This is a genomic window from Bacillus sp. NH11B (genome assembly GCF_001884205.1).
GTDB classification, from domain to species: Bacteria; Bacillota; Bacilli; order Bacillales; family Bacillaceae_G; genus Bacillus_A; species Bacillus_A proteolyticus.
This window is the reverse complement of the sequence record NZ_MAOG01000020.1, coordinates 15,603-35,276: the sequence shown is the minus strand read 5'-3', so window position 1 is coordinate 35,276 and position 19,674 is coordinate 15,603. Positions and strand designations below refer to the sequence as shown.

Sequence of the window (19,674 nt, the reverse complement as noted above, 5' to 3'; positions counted from 1 at the left end):
AAGGAGTGTATTTTGTATGGAAAAAAAGAGGGTCGTAATTACAGGATTAGGAGCTGTTACACCGATCGGAACAGATGTTGAAACAGCGTGGGAAAACATTAAAAAGGGTGTATCTGGAATCGGACGACTTACAAGAATTGATCCAGAAATGTTTCCAGCAAAAGTAGCAGCAGAAATTAACGACTTTGAAGTCGAGAAATATATTGATAAAAAAGAAGCGCGCCGTATGGATCGCTTTACACAATATGCAGTAGCAGCAGCGAAAATGGCAGTTGCGGATGCGAACCTTGAAATTACAGAAGAAAACGGACCTCGAATTGGTGTATGGATTGGTTCTGGTATTGGCGGTATGGAAACATACGAAGAACAATTTAAGATTTTTACTGAAAAAGGTCCACGCCGTGTGAGTCCATTCTTCGTACCAATGATGATTCCAGATATGGCAGCAGGTCAAGTATCAATCGCTACAGGAGCAAAAGGAATTAACACTTGTTCTGTAACGGCTTGTGCATCTGGTGCAAACTCAATTGGAGATGCATTTAAAGCAATTCAGCGTGGTGATGCTGACGCGATGATAACGGGCGGAGCAGAAGCGCCGTTAACAAGTATGGCATTTGCTGGATTTAGTTCAGCGAAAGCATTAACATTTAATGAAGATCCAGCGACGGCTTGCCGTCCGTTCGATAAAAACCGTAGCGGTTTTGTAATGGGTGAAGGATCAGGAATTCTTATTCTTGAAGAATTAGAGCACGCGTTAGCACGTGGTGCCCATATTTATGCGGAAATTGCTGGTTATGGTGCAACGGGTGATGCGTTCCATATTACAATGCCTGCTCCTGGCGGTGAAGGCGGAGTGCGTGCAATGCGTCAAGCTTTAGCTGATGCAGGTCTAGAGCCAGAAGATATTGATTACATTAATGCGCATGGTACAAGTACAGATGCGAATGAAAAGTATGAAACGATGGCAATTAAAGAAACTTTCGGCGAGCATGCATATAAAGTAGCGATTAGCTCAACGAAATCAATGACAGGTCACTTATTAGGAGCAGCGGGTGCTGTTGAGGCGATCTTCTCTATTAAAACAATTACAGACGGAGTGATTCCTCCGACAATTAACTATGAAACGCCAGATCCAGATTGTGATTTAGATTACGTACCAAATAAAGCGAGACATCAAGAAGTAAACGCGGTATTGAGTAATTCATTAGGATTCGGTGGTCATAACGCAGTATTAGTATTTAAATCGTATAAATAATAGATAAAATAAGGTGTTTTTTCGTAACAAACTACGAAAAAACACCTTATTTATTTTTACGCTCTTTCCTTTTTTCGCATATACATAAAAAAAAGGAGGGATGAAGATGGGGGTTGTTGATACGGCAAAATGGTTACACCTGTATTATGGACGCCCAGAAAAACTTTGTGAGAAATTTACAAAGTATATTCCATTGCCAAAAGAGAGGTTGTATCGCTTTTTAATCTCTAGAGGTATGTATCGCCCGGTAATGCGGGGTGAGCAGGAAATTAAAGAATTAGAGAAAAAAGAAATTTGGAAAGAACTTAGCATGGAGTATGAAAAATTAAAAAGTTGGCTAAAAGGTCCAGATGTTCCTATCTTTATTTTATTATCAGATTCATATAATCGAACGGTACAAGAAGAGTATAACGGGAAGGCTGGTTTATCTATGCGTCACGTTATTTTCTTATTCGTATGTGGACGTAATTCAGTAGAGGAACTAAAAGCTTTATTAACGCATGAATATCACCATATATGTAGATTGCATCAAATTGAGACGAAAGAAACAGAGTATACATTACTTGATACGATGATTATGGAAGGCTTAGCTGAGCAAGCTGTATATGAAAGGTATACAGAAAAAAGATGCGCACCGTGGACTACTTACATTTCAAAAGAAGATGCTATTTATTATTGGAGAAATTCAATACAAGAACGAATAGATGTAAAGAGAGGTACGAGGGAGCATGATGTTTTATTAAATGGACTGCACCCGTATCCCAAAATGCTTGGCTATGCACTTGGATTCCATATTGTAAAAGATTGCGTAGCTTTTGAAGGAGAAGATACACTTTCTTTATTATCTATAGATGCGAAAGAAATATTGAATAAAGCAAATACATTTCATGTTTCGTAAAAAAACAGGAGAGCTATCTCTTGTTTTTTTATATATTATAGAAGAAAAAATAATAATTAGAATATATTTCCTCAAGTGGAATAAAGTTAAGCAAAAATGAACATAATGATTGGTACAAACAGTAGTGAAGTGAGGGGTAGAGAATGTTATATCTACATGATGTATGGGTAAATTGGTTTGAAGGTGAAGAGAATGGGTATAACGTTTGTCATTTTTACGAGTGGCGGAAAGATGATACGATTGAGCTATTAGATCAAGTGCCATTATTAAAAGTAGATTCCACATTATATCATTACATCGAGAACGAATTGTTAGAGCTTCCGCAAAAGTTATTGGAAGACGTACATCATAAGGCTTATATTCGTAAAAATCACGAACGTTTGCAACAAGAATATTGTTTTGTAGTTACAGATGGAAAAGGAATTATCGCGATTGATTCAATCGGCTATAATGTGCCAATTAGAAAAAGTAGGCTTATACCTCGTCAAGAGCAGATGGTATATGAGATGGTAGAAAATGTGCAAGCAGAAAAGTATGAGTTCCAGGTAGAAGAAATTGAAAAAGAGCATCATATTTTATCACCATCGCCTTTCATTATGAATGGCTTGACTCGTAAAGAAAGACAGCTAAAACAATTATTATTTATGGCGTTAGATCAATTACATACAACGAAAAATCCAGCTGAAATTCGCTATTGGTTCACAGAGTGGGATCCATCAGCATATGGAATGGTTCAACATATGGAATTTGAAGATATTTGGGCTAAACTTTATGATGAAGCGAAAACTGGATGGTCTGAGAAGCACGAACAATTATGCGAGCGCCTTGTAAAAGGACAGCCGTTTTTTGAAAAGCTATGGGAAATGGAAAATGAGCAGAAGGTAAATTAAAAAAACCGCCAATTGGCGGTTTTTTTTATGGAGTTGGCAAGAATGTTCGGTGGCTTCGCGCCTTCCTGCGAGGCCAAAAGCGCCTCTACGTCAGGAGCTCCATCCTCCTCACATTCTAAGCGAGCCGCTTCCGCTTTATATAGAAATTCAGCTCCAGCGGCAAGCTCTTCGTGTCTAAGGTTCTTCCGCATAAGAAGGCAAAAAGCGCCTTTTATGCGAAAGAACCTTAGCCAGTCAGGGCTGAACGAGCCGCTTCCGCTTTATATAGAAATCCAGCTCCGACTCCTAGCCCTTCGCGTCTAAGAACCTTCCCCACGAGAAGGTAAAAAGCACCTTCTGTGGGAAAGAACCTTCCCCACGAGAAGGTAAAAAGCACCTTCTGTGGGAAAGAACCTTATCCGTCAGGGCTAAGCAGTCGCCTCCGCTTTATATGTTACCTACGCTTTCTACTTAGTCCCATTGCGTTTTCTACTTTGCGTAGTTGTTTGAATGCAACGCGGTTTGCTTTTTCTGCACCTTTGTCTAGAATTTCGTCTAGTTCTGGGGAGCTGATTAGTTCGTTATATTTGTCTTGGATTGGGCGAATTGCTTCTACGACTACTTGTGCTAGGTCGCCTTTGAAGTCGCCGTATCCTTTTCCTTCGTACATTGCTTCTATTTCTTCAACTGTTTTTCCAGAGAATGAAGAATAGATTGTTAATAAGTTAGAGATACCAGGTTTGTTTTCTTTATCGAATTTTACGATACCTTCAGAGTCAGTTACAGCACTTTTAATTTTCTTTTCAATTGTTTTTGGTTCATCAAGCATACTGATCATTGATTTTGGATTTGGATCAGATTTACTCATTTTTTTCGTAGGTTCTGTTAATGACATAACGCGAGCTCCTACTTTTGGAATGCGAATTTCAGGAACTGTGAACACTTCACGGAAGCGTTTGTTGAAACGCTCTGCTAGATCACGTGTTAATTCCATATGTTGTTTTTGATCATCACCAACAGGCACGATTTCAGTGTTGTAAAGTAAAATATCAGCAGCCATTAATGGTGGATACGTAAGTAATCCAGCCGGAACTGAATCTCTACCAGAAGCTTTATCTTTATATTGTGTCATACGCTCCAATTCTCCAACGTAAGCAACTGATTGCATGATCCATCCTAGTTGAGCATGTGCTGGTACTTCTGACTGTACAAATAAAGTAGCTTTTTCAGGATCGATGCCGCATGCAACATATAGTGCAGCAAGACTGCGGATGTTTTTACGAAGCCCGACTGGATCTTGAGGTACTGTAATTGCATGTTGGTTTACAATGCAGAAATAACAGTCGTGTTCGTTTTGAAGCTCTGTAAATTGCTTCATAGCTCCTAAATAGTTGCCAAGTGTAATTGTTCCACTTGGCTGAATACCAGAAAAGATAACTGACATAAGTAATTCCTCCTAAATTTGAATGTGTGATAGGGAAGAGAAGGCATACAAAAAAAGCCCATTCATCCCAAATTACATAGGGACGAATGGACCGCGGTACCACCCTAATTATTTCACCGTTGTGAAATCTCTCAGATCCATAATAACGTCTGGATATAACGCCAAAGCCTACTACTCACGGTTCGGTTTGGTGCTCAAAAGCCCATTCCATATTGCACAATTACTTGTTCACACCAACCACAAGCTCTCTGAAATTGCCTCAATATGTACTCTTCTTTATCATCGCATACATATAAATTTATTTATTGTTAACTGAGCCCTTTTAATATGAAAGAACTAAAGTTTTATAACAAAATGTTTTGCTGATTATTATATCATATGGAATAGCGTTTGCAAACTACATCAAAATAGTAAAGCTAATGAGAGTCGAGAACAGACCGAGTACGATGCCGGTAATACAAATCGGATACGTCCATTTGAATGAATATGTTTTGTAAATACGTTCTTTCTTATCGGTAGGTTCCTCTGCTTCTTCAATTAAGGAGTCAATTTTTTTGTTCGTACCAAATACTCTTTGGAATGCGTAAATTGTTACGTTAAAAAATCCATTTTGAAATATGTATAAAAAACCACCTATAAGAATAAATAACAATGAGATATAGAATGAAATGTTGACAAAATTCAACAAAAACTGAGATGAAACGAGGAATGCGCCAACACTAGAAGCGATTATCGCTACAAAAAATAGTATACAAGAATGAAAAAAAACTTTATTCAAAATATTCCCCTCCGTCAAAATATTACTAGAATTATTATACTATAAAAGTTATAATAAGTAATATAAATAATTTTTTGAAAATTATACGCAATTGAAGCCCTAATTTCAAGATGATGGTAGCAATGTTAAGGTATTCCTTTACAAAAAAAAAATAAAATAAATAATTTATTAAAAATTTTAACAAAAAAACAAAAAACTATATTCACAATCGTCATATTATATGTATAATGAAAATTGTAGAAACTTGGAGATTATTCTTTCAATTCTGTTTTTTACAAGTGAGGGTACAGGAAGTGCAATTAGGGGAGGCAATACAACATGAAGAAAAAGATACCGTTATTAATTGCATCAACGTTGACAGTGAGTATGTTAGGAGCTTGTAGTTATCAAAAAGAAGATAACAAAGCAGGCGCAAAAGAAAAAGCCTCAAATAAGCAAGTGTTAAACCTAACTGAAACAGCTGAGATTCCAACAATGGATACGACGTTATCAACGGATGCAGCATCTTCTAACATCATGAATAATACAATGGAAGGATTATATCGTCTGGGGAAAGATGATAAACTCGTTCCAGGTGTCGCTAAATCCTATGAGAAATCAGAGGATGGTAAAAAGTATGTATTTAAATTACGTGAAGATGCGAAATGGTCCAATGGTGAGCCTGTAACAGCTAAAGACTTCGTTTATTCTTGGAGAAGAGCTGTAGATTCAAATACGGGTGCCAAGTTTGCTTACATACTATTTGATGTTAAAAATGCGGAGAAAGTTAACAAAAAAGAGTTACCAGTTGAAGAACTTGGTGTAAAGGCAATTGATGATCACACACTTGAAGTGGAATTAGACAACCCTGTTCCTTATTTTGTAAGTTTGACAGTCTATCCAACATTTTATCCTTTGAATGAGAAATTTGTAACAGAACAAGGAACAAAATTTGGATTAGAATCCAATACAACACTTTATAATGGCCCATTCGTTTTAAATGAATGGAAGCATGAACAAAGTTTCCAACTTAAGAAAAATCCAACGTATTGGGAAAATAAAGAAGTAAAACTTGAGGAAATAAACTTCAATATTGTTAAGGATCGTTCAACTGCTATAAATTTATATGAAACAAAAGCGATTGATCGAGTAGTATTAACATCAGAATTTGTAGATAAATACAAATCAGATACTGATTTCAAAACGATTAAGAGACCGTCTACACAATTTATTCGCTTAAATGAAAAGAATAAGTTTTTAGCAAATAAAAATATCCGAAAAGCAATTGCAATGTCCTTTGAACGTGAAAATATCGGGAAAGTGATCTTGAACGATGGTTCAGAAGGAATATATGGTTTTGTTCCGAAAGGCTTAGCAAAAGGTCCGAATGGAAAAGACTTCCGTGAAGAAAACGGAAAGCTTATAAAAGAGGATGTTAAAGAAGCTCAAAAATATTGGGAAGCTGGTAAAAAAGAACTTGGTGTAGACAAAGTAGAGTTAGAGTTATTAAACTTTGATACCGATGATGCAAAAAAAATCGGAGAGTATTTAAAAGGACAATTCGAAAAGAACTTACCAGGTTTAACAGTTTCAACAAAAATGCAGCCATTTGCACAAAAATTAAAGCTTGAAGCAAGTGGAGATTATGCGATGTCGTATGCGGGATGGAGTCCAGATTATATGGATCCAATGTCATTCCTTGAAATGTATACAACAGGTAATTCACAAAATAAAGTGAATTACGCAAATCCAGCTTATGATGCGCTAATTAAGAAAGCCAAAACAGAAGTAGATGTACAAGCTCGCTGGGATGCTCTATTAAAAGCAGAACAACAACTGCTTGAGGATGCAGCGATTGCTCCAGTATATCAACCTGGAAAGGCATATTTACAACGTAGTTCAATTACAGGCCTATTAGAACATAAATATGGCGGAGAATTTAGCTATAAGTGGGTTGAACTCAAAAACTAAAAATGGTTTCCATCATGAATAAGGGTATATGCCTATGATGGGCATGTGCTCTTATTTTAAAAAAATAAAAGTAAGAATATTTCAAACTATCTTATTGCTTTTGAGAAAAACGGGGAGGTGCTTGACTATGGGACGTTATGTATTAAAACGTTTCGTGTACATGGCTTTGACATTATTTTTAATTACTACACTGACTTTCTTTTTGATGAAATTACTACCGGGTTCTCCACTTAAAAACCAGGAGAAGCTATCACCGGCACAAAAAGAAATCATTCTTGAAAAATATGGATTAAATGATCCAGTACCAGTTCAATATGCACGTTACTTAGGTAACTTAGCAAAAGGTGATTTAGGGGTATCATTCCAATATGATAACCGCCCAGTAACAGATATGATTGTGGATCGTATTGGACCATCAGCACAACTTGGTTTACAAGCGATTATATTAGGAACATTTATCGGATTAATTTTAGGAATCGTTGCGGCACTTCGTAACAATACGTGGGTCGATTATGGGGCGACAATAATTTCCGTACTCGGGATGTCGGTACCATCATTCGTATTCGCCGCATTACTACAATATTTCGTAGGGGTAAAACTTGGTTGGTTCCCAGTAGCATTCTGGAAAGGACCTGAGTTTACAGTAATGCCTACAATTGCCTTATCGATGGCAGTTATCGCAACAATCGCACGTTTCGCTCGTGCAGAGTTAATTGAGGTTATGCAAGCTGACTACATTTTAACAGCGAAAGCGAAAGGAATTAGCCAAGGCGTTATCATTATCAAGCACGCACTTCGTAACGCATTAATTCCAGTTGTAACAATTTTAGGACCAATGGTTGCTGGATTAATTACAGGGACACTAGTTATTGAGCAAATTTACGCTGTACCTGGACTTGGGGAACAATTCGTTAAATCGATTACAGTGAATGACTATACAGTTATTATGGGAACGACAATTTTCTATAGTGCGATCTTCATCTTAGTTATTTTCATAGTCGATATTTTATACGGAATTATTGATCCTCGTATTCGTTTAGCGGGAGGGAAAAAATGATGAAAGATGTACAAAAATTATCTCCAGATTTATTTCAACCAGCCAATCAAAGTAATGTTGATAATGAAGTCATTGCCCGTCCAAGCTTAACGTTTTGGCAAGATGTAAGAAGACGTTTGTTCCAACATAAAGGTGCAATGTTTGGTTTCGTATTATTAATGCTTATTGTACTACTAGCAATTATAGGACCGATGGTAAGTAAGCATTCTTATAAAGAGCAGGATTTAGGTCGTGCGAAAATGCCGCCGAAAATTCCAGTGATTGAAAATATTCATTGGCTACCATTTGACGGTACAGATCAATATGGTGTTGACCAATATGAAAAACGTGATATTAAAGAGTATTTCTGGTTTGGTACAGATGATCTTGGCCGTGATTTATGGACAAGAACATGGGAAGGTACACGAGTATCATTATATATCGCTCTTTTAGCAGCAGCGATTGACTTAGTAATTGGGGTTGCATACGGAGGTATTTCAGCCTTCTATGGCGGCAGAGTAGATAATATTATGCAACGTATTATGGAGATTATTAACGGTATTCCATACTTAATCATCGTTATTTTAATGGTAATCATTATGGGATCAGGTATCTGGTCGATTACACTCGCGATGGCAATTACAGGTTGGATAGGAATGTCGCGTATCGTTCGTGGACAAATCCTAAAATTAAAGAATCAAGAATATGTATTAGCATCTCGTACATTAGGTGCAACAAATACACAATTAATTGTAAAACACTTAATCCCGAACGTAATGGGACCAATTATCGTAATGACAATGTTTACAATTCCAACTGCAGTGTTTGGTGAGGCATTCTTAAGCTTCATCGGTTTAGGTATTCAGCCACCATTCGCATCACTTGGTTCTCTTGTAAACGATGGTTATAAATCAATTCAAACGTATCCACATATGATGTTCATCCCAGCGGTTGTCATCAGTATGTTAATCTTAGCATTCAACTTAATGGCAGACGGATTACGCGACGCGTTAGATCCAAAAATGCGTAAGTAAAAGAGGGGAGAAGTAAAAATGAAAACATTGCTAGAGGTAAAAGATTTGCAAGTCTCCTTTGATACACATGCAGGTGAAGTACAAGCTGTACGCGGTGTTACTTTTGATTTGAAAAAAGGAGAGACATTAGCAATTGTAGGAGAATCTGGTTCTGGTAAATCAGTTACTTCTAAAGCGTTAATGGGATTAATTCCGAATCCTCCAGGACGTATTAAAAACGGTGAAATCGTATTTGAAGGTCGTGACTTAACGAAACTAACAGAAAAAGAAATGCAGCAAGTACGCGGTAAAGATATTGCGATGATTTTCCAAGATCCAATGACATCATTAAATCCAACGATGACAATTGGTAATCAGATTATGGAAGGTCTTATTAAACACCAAGGGATGAGTAAAGCAGATGCACGTAAAGTTGCTTTAGAATTAATCGACCTTGTAGGTATTCCAAATCCGGAAGCACGCTTAAAACAATATCCTCACCAATTCTCAGGTGGTATGAGACAACGTGTAGTTATTGCGATGGCGTTAGCTTGTAATCCGAAATTATTAATTGCCGATGAGCCGACAACAGCGCTAGACGTTACAATTCAGGCGCAAATTTTAGAACTTATGAAGGACATTCAGCAAAAAACAGAAGCAGCAATCATTTTCATTACGCATGATTTAGGTGTAGTGGCAAACGTTGCTGATCGCGTGGCAGTTATGTACGCTGGTAAAGTTGTTGAAATTGGAACTGTTGATGAAATTTTCTACAATCCAAAACATCCATACACATGGGGCTTAATCGCATCTATGCCAAGCTTAGATGGTTCAGAGGACGAACTATATGCGATTCCAGGAACGCCTCCTGACTTATTAAAACCGCCAAAGGGTGATGCTTTTGCACCACGTAACCCGCAGGCGCTGAAAATTGATTTTGAAATGGAACCACCTTTATTTAAAGTAAGTGATACACATTATGCGGCAACTTGGTTACTTCATGAGCAAGCGCCAGAAGTAAAACCACCCGCAGTTGTTGAAAAACGTATTCTTCAAATGAAAGCAGGTGAACAACATGACTAAACAACGTGAGAAATTAATTGAAGTAAAAAATGTGAAACAACACTTTGATGTGAGTGGTGGTGTTGTTAAAGCAGTTAATGATATTTCATTTGATATTTACCGCGGTGAAACATTTGGACTTGTAGGAGAATCTGGTTGTGGTAAGTCAACAACTGGAAGAACGATCATTCGTTTATACGATGCAACTGCCGGTGAAGTGTTGTTCGATGGTGAAAATGTACATGGTAAAAAATCACGCGCAGAACTTAAGAAGTTCAACCGTAAAATGCAAATGATTTTCCAAGATCCATATGCATCATTAAATCCTCGTATGACAGTAGGGGATATTATCGCAGAAGGTATTGATATTCACGGACTAGCAAAAGGCAAAAAAGAGCGTATGGATCGTGTTCACGAGCTGTTAAATACAGTTGGTTTAAATAAAGAGCACGCGAACCGTTTCCCGCATGAATTCTCAGGCGGACAACGTCAACGTATCGGTATCGCTCGTGCGCTAGCTGTAGAACCTGAATTTATCATTGCTGATGAACCAATCTCAGCACTTGACGTATCGATTCAGGCGCAAGTTGTAAACTTACTAAAACAGTTACAAAGAGAAAAAGGTTTAACGTACCTATTCATCGCCCATGATTTATCGATGGTAAAATACATTAGTGATCGCATCGGTGTAATGTACCGTGGTCAAATCGTTGAGCTGACAACAAGTGAAGAGTTATATGAGAATCCAATGCATCCATATACAAAATCACTACTATCAGCAATTCCACTTCCAGATCCAGATTATGAGCGCAATCGTAAACGTATCGTATACGATCCAACGCAGCATGATTATGGTAGCGAAGTACCAACAATGCGTGAAATTCGCCCAGGACATTTCGTATTATGTTCTGAAGCGGAGTATAAGAAATATAAAGAAATCTATCAATAATAAAAAAAGCCATTCTTCCATTTAAGGAAGGGTGGCTTTTTTCTACTATATAAATGTGTTGTCAACATTGTCGGTAAGTCGATATATTGAAAGAATCGCCGATATAAATTTCATTCACTAATAACTACATCTTGATCAAACAAGCGTTACTGTACCTGAACAGAAACACTTTCTTCTTGTTCATTTGGTTTAACAAGTGCATAACTTTCCCAGGCTCTACTTCTCCATCGGAAGAACATAATAATTGCCCGAGTCCATTCGTCGATAGCAATTGCTAACCAAATACCAACGAGACCCATATCTAAGTGGAAGACGAAAAAGTAGCCGAGCGGTAAGCTCATTAATACCATAGAGAATGCACCGATTAACACAGGGTATTTTGCATCGCCTGCTGCGCGGAGTGAGTTAATGATGACGATGTTCATCGTCCGTCCTGTTTCCAGTAGTACACTTAGTAAAAGAACGGTTGCCCCTAGAGAGATAATATGTGGATTATCCGTAAATAGTCCCATTAATTGTGTGCGGAATGTAACAACGAGAATGACCATAAATAGAGTTACACCAATCGCCCATTGTACACTTTTCCATACGCGTGTGTACGCTTCATCTTTTTCATTTCCACCAACTAGGCGTCCAACGATAATCGCTGTTCCCATACCAATAGCAATAGCGAATAAATAAGTGAACATAGAAATGTTAGTAGCGTATTGTCTTGCTGCTAATGATTCCGTACCTAAGTATGTTGCGTAATATAAGAAGACAATTTGACAAGCTTGATACATGACTTGTTCGAATGCAGATGGAACGCCGATCTTTAATATTTTACCAACGTATTCTTTTGATAAAGTGAAGTAATATTGTAATTTCACACGGTATTCCATAACGCGGTATAGTAACCAGAAGAACACAATAAGTGCCAGTAGTCGACTGACAGCGGAAGAAATAGCGGCCCCCTGTACACCAAGTTCAGGGAAACCGAATTTCCCGAAAATAAGTACGTAGTTTCCGGCGATATGAATAATATTCATTCCAAGCGAAACGAACATTGCTTGCTTTGTAAAGCCGTGAACACGGATAATAGCGGCTAATGAGTTAATAATAGCTTGAAGGAAAATAGCTCCTCCGACAATGGATAAATAACCTTGTGCATACGTTAGTACATCGCCTTGTAAATTCATTGCCATCATCATATGTTTTGAAAATAAAAGAAAAGCAGCGCTTATAACGAGTCCGACCACTAAATTTAATGTGACGGCTAATGCTGATATTTTAGATGCTTCCATAAAACGTTTGGAACCGAGGTATTGAGATACGACGATTGCAGCGCCGTTCCCGATTACTTCTAGTACCAAAATAGCGATATGGAGATATTGATTCGCTGCACCAACCCCAGATACAGCATCGTCTGATAATGCACTTAACATAAAAGTATCAGCGATCCCCATCAACATAAAAAGAAAAACTTCTAGAAAAATAGGCCATGTTAATAGGAATAAACTTAGTTTCTCAGTTGGCCCACTTTTTGAGTGAATTGCTGTCATATCTGTCCCCTCTTTACCGATATCTATTTTTAGCAAAGTGTATCGTAACATACTTTCATAGCCATTGCACTCATTTTAACCTACATATTTTTAATATGAAGAGACCTTCATTTTATGTTAATAAGAGAAGGATAATCATACATAAAATATTATAGGATATAAAATTTATTTTTCTCTGATAATTTAGAAAAATATAAAAATAATATTTTTTTACGTTTCAGTCAGGAAAATAGCAATGTGAAACGTTTTCAAAGGTTTATTTTTTAACAGAAAATTTTAATAAAATAGAAATATAAATATACAAAGAATATATTTGTGTGTATAATATGAATTATTAGAACATATATATATTTCTTTCTGTTTGAAAATGAAAGGGCTAACATTTTTTGGAGGGGTGGAAGTATGAAAAAAAAGATACCAGTTTTTGTAGCATCAACAGTAGCGATGAGCATGATTTTAGGGGCATGTGGCTATCAAAAAGATGAACCGCAAGCGAACGCAAAAGGGGATAGCGGGAAAAGCGGTGCGAAGCAAGTTATTAATTTAATTGAAACACAAGAAATTCCAACGATGGACCCAGCGTTATCAGCTGATGCAGTTTCTTCAAAAGTAATGAATAATACGATGGAAGGTCTATACCGCCTTGGGAAAGATGATAAATTAGTGCCAGGTGTAGCGAAAGAATTCCAAAAGTCAGAAGACGGTAAAAAGTATACATTTAAATTACGTGAAGATGCAAAATGGTCAAATGGTGAACCTGTAACAGCGAAAGATTTCGTATATGGATGGCAAAGAGCGATTAATCCAGATACAGCTGCAAAATCAGCGTACATTATGTATGATATAAAAAATGCAGAGAAAATTAATAAAAAAGAGATGAGTCCAGATCAATTAGGCGTAAAAGCAATTGATGAACACACATTAGAAGTGGAATTAGACAACTCGATTCCGTATCTTGTTGATTTAATGGTATATCCAATCTTCTATCCTGTGAATGAAAAGTATGTAAAAGAGCAAGGTACGAAGTTTGGTTTAGAGGCAAACACAACACTTTATAATGGTCCATTTACATTAAGTGATTGGCAGCATGAACGTAGCTTCAAGATGACAAAGAGCTCATCATATTGGGACAATAAAGAAGTTAAGCTTGAGGAAGTAAACTTTAATATTGTAAAGGATACGTCTACGCCAATTAATTTATATGAAACAAACGCAGTCGATCGAGCGACGTTATTAGCTGAGTTCATCGATAAATATAAAGGGAAACCAGATTTCAAAACGGTAGAAGATACTTCTGTATTCTTCCTTCGCTTAAATCAAAAAGACCCAGCTTTAGCAAATAAAAATATTCGTAAAGCAATTTCTCTTGGTTTTGACCGTAAACCATTCGTTGATACATTATTAAATAACGGTTCTAAGCCAGCGACGGGATTAATTCCTGACAATTTCATTAAAGGACCGGATAAAAAAGATTTCCGTGCTGAAAATGGAGATATTATAAAACCAAATGTAAAAGAAGCGAAAAAGTATTGGGAAGCTGGTAAAAAAGAACTTGGTAAAAATGAAATCGAATTAGAGATGTTAAATGAAGATGTTGAATTATCGAAGAAAACTGGTGAATATTTAAAAGGTGAGTTGGAAAAGAATTTACCAGGTTTAACAGTGAAAATTAAACAGCAGCCATTCGCGCAAAAACTAAAATTAGAAGATGCGGGTGACTATGTAATGTCATTCTCTGGATGGAGTGCAGACTTCCCAGATCCAGTTACATATCTTGATATGTTCGTAACTGACGGAGCACAGAATAAAATGAATTATTCAAATCCGAAGTACGATGAGATTATTATGAAAGCGAAGAAAGATGGAAGCGACGTAAATGCTCGCTGGAAAAACTTATTAGAAGCGGAAAAAATGTTACTTGATGACGCTGCGATTGTTCCAGTATATCAACGTGGTAGAGCATATTTACAAAGAGAAACAATTAAAGATATGTACAACCATAAATATGGTGGCGAAGTAAGCTTCAAATGGGCATCAGTAGAGAAATAACAAAAAAAGCAGGTGATTACCTGCTTTTTTTAGTACGTACGTTTTTTATAAATGCCTTTTCCGCCAACTTGATTCCAGCCAGATTGCACATCTGAACTTTTGTTAACAAACTTCATTTTTTCTTTCCCACCAAAGAGTTTTTCACCGATGCTATTTGTAATGACACCAATCAATGCTGTTATTCCGATGATGAGGGTAGCAACAATGATAAAATCAGTAAAAAAAGCAATCATATGCAAATTCCCCCTTTGCCTGTCTGTATTTTTATTGTATGAGATAAAAGGTAAAAAAGAAAGAAATGTCAGAAAAATATTTGATTAATTTTAGAAATCGTATAGACATGAGTGATGAGATTTGTTAATATAAGAACAGGTGTTCTTGTTTTATTTTAGCTTTTGGTCTTACATTTCTCAATTGAATTATTGGGAAAAGGTAAGAAAACGTTCTCTTTTAGGCGATTCATGTTATGAAAAACCAATCGTATATAACATGAAGTATATTGTGAAAAGCAGGCGTCAAAAGGGTTGAAGATTGTTGTTAGATGACAGTTAAAGTGAGTGTAATCATGTTACATAGCAGTGGAATACACGGAGAAGTTTTCTCAACTAGCAGTAAATTTACTGTATATTTCTTGCAAAAACTATTGTATAATGATTATAGAAGTTACTTATTAAAAGTAATTATTGTTGCTTACATGAATTGCGATTTTTTACTTTGCTATAAGACAAGTTATCGCGAAAAATCGCGGAAGTTAGAAATTTAAACTGTAATTAGTACAGAATTTGTACTCTTTAAGGAGAGTGAGCTTTGTATGGTAACATTATATAGTTCTCCAAGCTGTACGTCTTGTAGAAAGGCGAAATTATGGCTAGAGGAAAATCATATTCCTTATACAGAACGTAATATTTTCTCAGATCCATTAACGATTGAGGAAATTAAAGAGATTTTACGTATGACAGAAAGCGGAACGGATGAGATTATTTCTACTCGTTCAAAAGTTTTCCAAGAATTAAATGTAAACTTAGAGTCTTTACCACTTCAAGATTTATATAAGATGATTCGTGACTATCCAGGGATTTTACGTCGTCCAATTATGATTGACGAGAAGCGCCTTCAAGTAGGTTACAACGAAGACGAAATCCGCCGTTTCTTACCACGTACAGTAAGAACGTTCCAATTGCGTGAAGCACAGCGTCTTGTAAATTAATTATAATAATATGAAAACCTTCTACCTATTATATAGTAGAAGGTTTTCTTTTAATGTTTCACATTTCGTAATCGAACTCGTTGAACGATAATACCGATGCATAAAACGGTGAAAATGAATAAGTAAGGAATACTTGTCGTGAAACTTGGGTTGTTATGAAAAAAAGTTGCAAGTCTGTCTTCATGTGTAATCATTTTTCCTGCTGTATAGGCGAGAACTGCTGCCCCGCAAAAAATGAGGAACGGAAAACGTTCCATGAGTATTAAAATAAGTTTGCTGCCCCAAATGATAATCGGGATAGAAATGAGTAGACCGATTATTACGAGTAATAATCTTCCGTGAGCTGCGCCCGCAATGGCAATAACATTATCAAACCCCATAACGAGATCTGCGAATACAATCGTACGCACCGCTTGGAATAAAGTCGTTTTTCCTTGAATCGAAGAAAGGTCGTTGTTGTTATCAGTTAGTAAATTTACTGCAATTAATGTGAGTAAAACTCCGCCGATGAGTTGTAAAAATGGGATGTCGAGTAAATAGACAGCTAGTATTGTGAGGAGAATTCGCAGCACAATTGCTAAAATAGTGCCAATCAAAATTGCTTTATTTCGCTTTGATTCAGGTAAATTTCGGCTAGCTAATGCGATAACAATTGCGTTATCACCACCTAGTACAACATCGATACCGACGATCATTAGTACAGATGTTAAAAACTCTAAGTCCATTCGTCTGCCTCCGTTTATGATGTTTTAATGAGCGATATGTATGTGATGAAGAAAGTTTGTTTAGCTTTAATCCCGCGCCTTTGGGATTAAATAATCTTCTCTTATAGAAGTTTCACTTTATTACAGTGTACGGGGCAACACGCAAATGTATGTCCAAATTTTTTGTGAACAGAGAATTGGAATAATGATTTTTAGCCGACTATCTGCGGGTAGTAAGATTCCGTCACAAAATCCGGCTATAAAGAAAAGGAGTTCGTTTTGAGCTTCCCTGTCTGTAAATGCCCGATTAGTGTGGCTAATAATCAACGTGGATGAGCAAAGGCCCCAACAATTAAAGTTTCAGTTTATGTAAGTAGCCGAATGCAGATAGGTATATAACTATTTTTGTAAAATAAATCGATTTTATTTCCATTCTGGAGAATCTTATCATAAAATGAGAGTACAAGAATCTATTGATTTGTCATATGAGTGGGGGATCCCTTCATAACAATTCTAAACAGGAAGGGAGAGTTGTATTTTGGAAATTGAAAGAATTAACGATCATACGATGAAATTTTTTATTACGTACGTTGATATAGAGGACAGAGGGTTTAACCGTGAAGAAATTTGGTATGACCGCGAACGGAGTGAAGAACTTTTTTGGGAAATGATGGATGAAGCTCGCGATCATGATGACTTCTTTATTGATGGACCGTTATGGATTCAAGTGCAAGCAGTTGACAAAGGGATTGAAGTACTTGTAACGAAAGCAGAACTTTCAAAGGATGGACAAAAATTAGAACTACCGATAGGTGTAGACAAAATTATAGATATTCCTTTAGATGAAGGAATCGAATCATTATTCCAGCAAGAATTAGAGGAAGAGGAAATAGAACCGACAGGTACAAACTTTAATGAAGATGGTACGTTTGGCTTTTTAATTAAGTTTAATGATTTTGAGGATGTAATTTCATTAAGTCATCGTCTAATTTTTGAAGATGTAAAAGATGAACTGTATTCATTTGAGGACCGCTATTATGTATATGTGGAATTCGATGAAGTGCTACATGATGAGGAAGAGATTGATCGTATTTTAAGTATTGTTTTAGAATATGGGGAAGAATCTACTTTAACAATTCATCGTGTAAGTGAGTATGGAAAACAAGTTGTGAAAGAGCATGCGCTTGAGACAATTCGTAACCATTTTCCTTCTAAAACGTAGGCCGATTTCTATAGTATGAAATCGGCTTTTTTTATGAAGAATAGGAAGGCTTTCTTAGTAAGGAGGTAAGAGATGAAAAACACGTTAAAACTACTTTTCTTTTTTCTACTATTGTTCGCATTATTTGTTTCGTTACGTATGTTTATTGATGTAGCATTTTATTCGGATGTCATTGGTATAAAAGACGTTTCGATTTTAGGTATTATTAGTATTTTATTTACGGTTTCCGCATTTTTAATTGGATGTGTTATTTTCTTAGAAAACAGACATCCATCCAAAACGCTTACATGGTTAATCGTACTAGGAATTTTTCCAGTGTTCGGTTTCTTTGCTTATTTATTATTTGGACAAAACTTTCGCAGAAAAAGAATGTTCCAAAAGAAGGCGTTACTCGATGAACAGGCGTTTTTACAATATAAGGGGCACGAAGATTACGAAGAACGAATTTTACGAGACCATAAGCATCAAGAATTGTTATTTCGTTTAGCTGATCGATTGGGTGCTTTAAATATTTCATTTCAAACTGAAACGAGGACATTAACAAATGGAGATGAAACGTTTCAGGCAATTTTAGATGGATTAAATCGAGCGAAACACCACATTCATATGGAGTATTACATTGTGCGTGATGACAAGCTCGGTACAGAAATTAAAGATATTTTAATGAAAAAAGCAAAAGAAGGCGTTGTCGTCCGTTTTTTATATGATGCGGTTGGAAGTTTTAAATTATCAAATTCATATATTGAAGAATTGAATGATGCAGGAGTAGAAATGGTTCCATTTTTCCCTGTGCGCTTTCCGATTTTAAACGATAAAATTAATTATCGAAACCATCGGAAAATCGTTATTATAGATGGAAATGAAGGTTTTGTAGGCGGATTAAATATTGGGGATGAATATTTAGGAAAAGATAAATACTTCGGTTTTTGGCGAGATACGCATTTATATTTGCGCGGTGAAGCAGTTCAAAGTTTACAGCTAATTTTCCTTCAAGATTGGTTTTATATGACTGGTGAGGCAGTATTAGCACCTGAATATTTACAAGCGAAAGCAGTTGAGGGTGATCATTGGGGCGGAGTACAACTCGTTGGAGGTGGACCAGATAATAAATGGGAAACAATTAAACATTTATATTTTGCAATGATTGCTTCAGCTAGGAAATCGATTTGGATTGCAACACCATACTTTATTCCAGACGATGATATTTTATCTGCATTAAAAGTAGCTGCACTTGCTGGTATTGATGTTCGTTTGTTAATGCCAAGTAAGCCAGATAAGCGCACTGTCTTTTATGCATCAAGATCGTATTTTCCAGAGTTATTAGATGCAGGAGTAAAAATATATGAATATGAAAAAGGTTTTCTTCATAGTAAAGTTGTTATCGTTGATTCGGATCTCGCTTCAATTGGGACAGCTAATATGGATATGAGAAGTTTTCATTTAAACTTTGAAGTAAATGCCTTTTTATATGATACAGATAGTATTCGAAAGCTCGTTCAAGATTTTAAAGACGATTTAGAAGAATCCAGTGAAATTCATGTTGATCGATTTCATAAGAGACGTCTTCACAGGCGGATTGTTGAATCGACGTATCGGTTATTATCACCTTTATTATAAAAAGAGATGTCCTAATTTAGGACATCTCTTTTTTTGAGAGGAATTTGTAGTAAATTGTAGAATACAAGGAGTTGAAAGGG

Annotated in this window: 17 protein-coding genes and 1 other annotated feature; of the genes, 12 read left to right on the top strand and 5 right to left on the bottom strand. The window is 36.4% G+C overall.

Going from position 1 to position 19,674, the window contains the following annotated elements; translation table 11 throughout:
* Positions 1-16: 16 nt before the first annotated feature.
* The 3 genes from fabF to BAU27_RS05445 all read left to right on the top strand — a co-directional run bounded on the left by fabF (position 17) and on the right by BAU27_RS05445 (position 3,043).
* On the top strand, positions 17-1,255 hold the full coding sequence (fabF, locus tag BAU27_RS05455) for a beta-ketoacyl-ACP synthase II (protein WP_071744630.1): 1,239 nt from the start codon (positions 17-19) through the stop codon (positions 1,253-1,255).
* A gap of 106 nt (positions 1,256-1,361) precedes the next feature.
* Positions 1,362-2,153 carry a DUF2268 domain-containing putative Zn-dependent protease gene (locus tag BAU27_RS05450; protein ID WP_071744631.1) on the top strand — a complete coding sequence of 264 codons (792 nt, stop codon included), beginning with the start codon at positions 1,362-1,364 and terminating at the stop codon, positions 2,151-2,153.
* A 143-nt stretch (positions 2,154-2,296) separates the two neighbouring features.
* Complete coding sequence (locus BAU27_RS05445; protein ID WP_000966130.1) at positions 2,297-3,043, top strand: YjbA family protein; 747 nt, start codon at positions 2,297-2,299, stop codon at positions 3,041-3,043.
* A 433-nt stretch (positions 3,044-3,476) separates the two neighbouring features.
* Here the strand turns inward: BAU27_RS05445 and trpS are convergent, their stop codons facing one another.
* Together trpS and BAU27_RS05430 are read right to left on the bottom strand one after the other, a co-directional pair.
* A complete protein-coding gene (trpS, locus tag BAU27_RS05435; protein ID WP_048526695.1) occupies positions 3,477-4,466 on the bottom strand; it encodes a tryptophan--tRNA ligase in 990 nt (329 codons plus the stop codon).
* A gap of 75 nt (positions 4,467-4,541) precedes the next feature.
* Positions 4,542-4,758: a binding site (T-box leader), on the bottom strand.
* Between the two features lie 105 nt (positions 4,759-4,863).
* Positions 4,864-5,244: a DUF3899 domain-containing protein gene (locus BAU27_RS05430; RefSeq protein WP_071744636.1), complete on the bottom strand. Its 381-nt coding sequence runs from the start codon at positions 5,242-5,244 to the stop codon at positions 4,864-4,866.
* 318 nt (positions 5,245-5,562) lie between these two features.
* On the opposite strand from BAU27_RS05430, the gene BAU27_RS05420 reads away from it, so the two are divergent.
* The 5 genes from BAU27_RS05420 (at position 5,563) to BAU27_RS05400 (ending at position 11,254) form a co-directional block, all read left to right on the top strand.
* Positions 5,563-7,194 (top strand): peptide ABC transporter substrate-binding protein, encoded by a 1,632-nt coding sequence (locus BAU27_RS05420; protein ID WP_071770309.1) that lies wholly within the window; start codon positions 5,563-5,565, stop codon positions 7,192-7,194.
* A 127-nt stretch (positions 7,195-7,321) separates the two neighbouring features.
* Complete coding sequence (opp3b, locus tag BAU27_RS05415) at positions 7,322-8,251, top strand: oligopeptide ABC transporter permease (RefSeq protein WP_000534165.1); 930 nt, start codon at positions 7,322-7,324, stop codon at positions 8,249-8,251.
* Positions 8,248-9,264: an oligopeptide ABC transporter permease gene (gene opp3C, locus BAU27_RS05410; RefSeq protein ID WP_000974094.1), complete on the top strand. Its 1,017-nt coding sequence runs from the start codon at positions 8,248-8,250 to the stop codon at positions 9,262-9,264. Before opp3b ends, opp3C begins: the two co-directional genes overlap by 4 nt.
* An 18-nt stretch (positions 9,265-9,282) precedes the next feature.
* Entirely contained in the window at positions 9,283-10,326 is a 1,044-nt protein-coding gene (locus BAU27_RS05405; RefSeq protein WP_000854345.1) for an ABC transporter ATP-binding protein, read from the top strand.
* Positions 10,319-11,254: an ABC transporter ATP-binding protein gene (locus tag BAU27_RS05400; protein ID WP_000166341.1), complete on the top strand. Its 936-nt coding sequence runs from the start codon at positions 10,319-10,321 to the stop codon at positions 11,252-11,254. The genes BAU27_RS05405 and BAU27_RS05400 overlap by 8 nt, the downstream gene beginning before the upstream one ends.
* Before the next feature lie 146 nt (positions 11,255-11,400).
* On the opposite strand, the gene BAU27_RS05395 is transcribed toward BAU27_RS05400, so the two are convergent.
* Entirely contained in the window at positions 11,401-12,846 is a 1,446-nt protein-coding gene (locus tag BAU27_RS05395) for an MATE family efflux transporter (RefSeq protein ID WP_071770308.1), read from the bottom strand.
* 351 nt (positions 12,847-13,197) lie between these two features.
* Between BAU27_RS05395 and BAU27_RS05390 the strand changes: the two genes are divergently transcribed.
* Positions 13,198-14,844 (top strand): peptide ABC transporter substrate-binding protein, encoded by a 1,647-nt coding sequence (locus BAU27_RS05390; RefSeq protein ID WP_071770307.1) that lies wholly within the window; start codon positions 13,198-13,200, stop codon positions 14,842-14,844.
* 29 nt (positions 14,845-14,873) lie between these two features.
* Here the strand turns inward: BAU27_RS05390 and BAU27_RS05385 are convergent, their stop codons facing one another.
* On the bottom strand, positions 14,874-15,077 hold the full coding sequence (locus BAU27_RS05385; protein WP_071744641.1) for a hypothetical protein: 204 nt from the start codon (positions 15,075-15,077) through the stop codon (positions 14,874-14,876).
* Between the two features lie 578 nt (positions 15,078-15,655).
* On the opposite strand from BAU27_RS05385, the gene spx reads away from it, so the two are divergent.
* Complete coding sequence (gene spx, locus BAU27_RS05375) at positions 15,656-16,051, top strand: transcriptional regulator Spx (RefSeq protein WP_000258267.1); 396 nt, start codon at positions 15,656-15,658, stop codon at positions 16,049-16,051.
* Positions 16,052-16,101: 50 nt separating this feature from the next.
* On the opposite strand, the gene BAU27_RS05370 is transcribed toward spx, so the two are convergent.
* A complete protein-coding gene (locus BAU27_RS05370) occupies positions 16,102-16,776 on the bottom strand; it encodes a TerC family protein (protein WP_071744644.1) in 675 nt (224 codons plus the stop codon).
* Positions 16,777-17,293: 517 nt separating this feature from the next.
* On the opposite strand from BAU27_RS05370, the gene mecA reads away from it, so the two are divergent.
* Positions 17,294-17,977, top strand: coding sequence for an adaptor protein MecA (gene mecA / locus BAU27_RS05365; RefSeq protein WP_071744645.1), 684 nt, complete (start codon positions 17,294-17,296; stop codon positions 17,975-17,977).
* A gap of 72 nt (positions 17,978-18,049) precedes the next feature.
* Positions 18,050-19,594: a cardiolipin synthase gene (locus BAU27_RS05360; RefSeq protein ID WP_071744646.1), complete on the top strand. Its 1,545-nt coding sequence runs from the start codon at positions 18,050-18,052 to the stop codon at positions 19,592-19,594.
* The last annotated feature ends 80 nt before the right edge of the window (positions 19,595-19,674 follow it).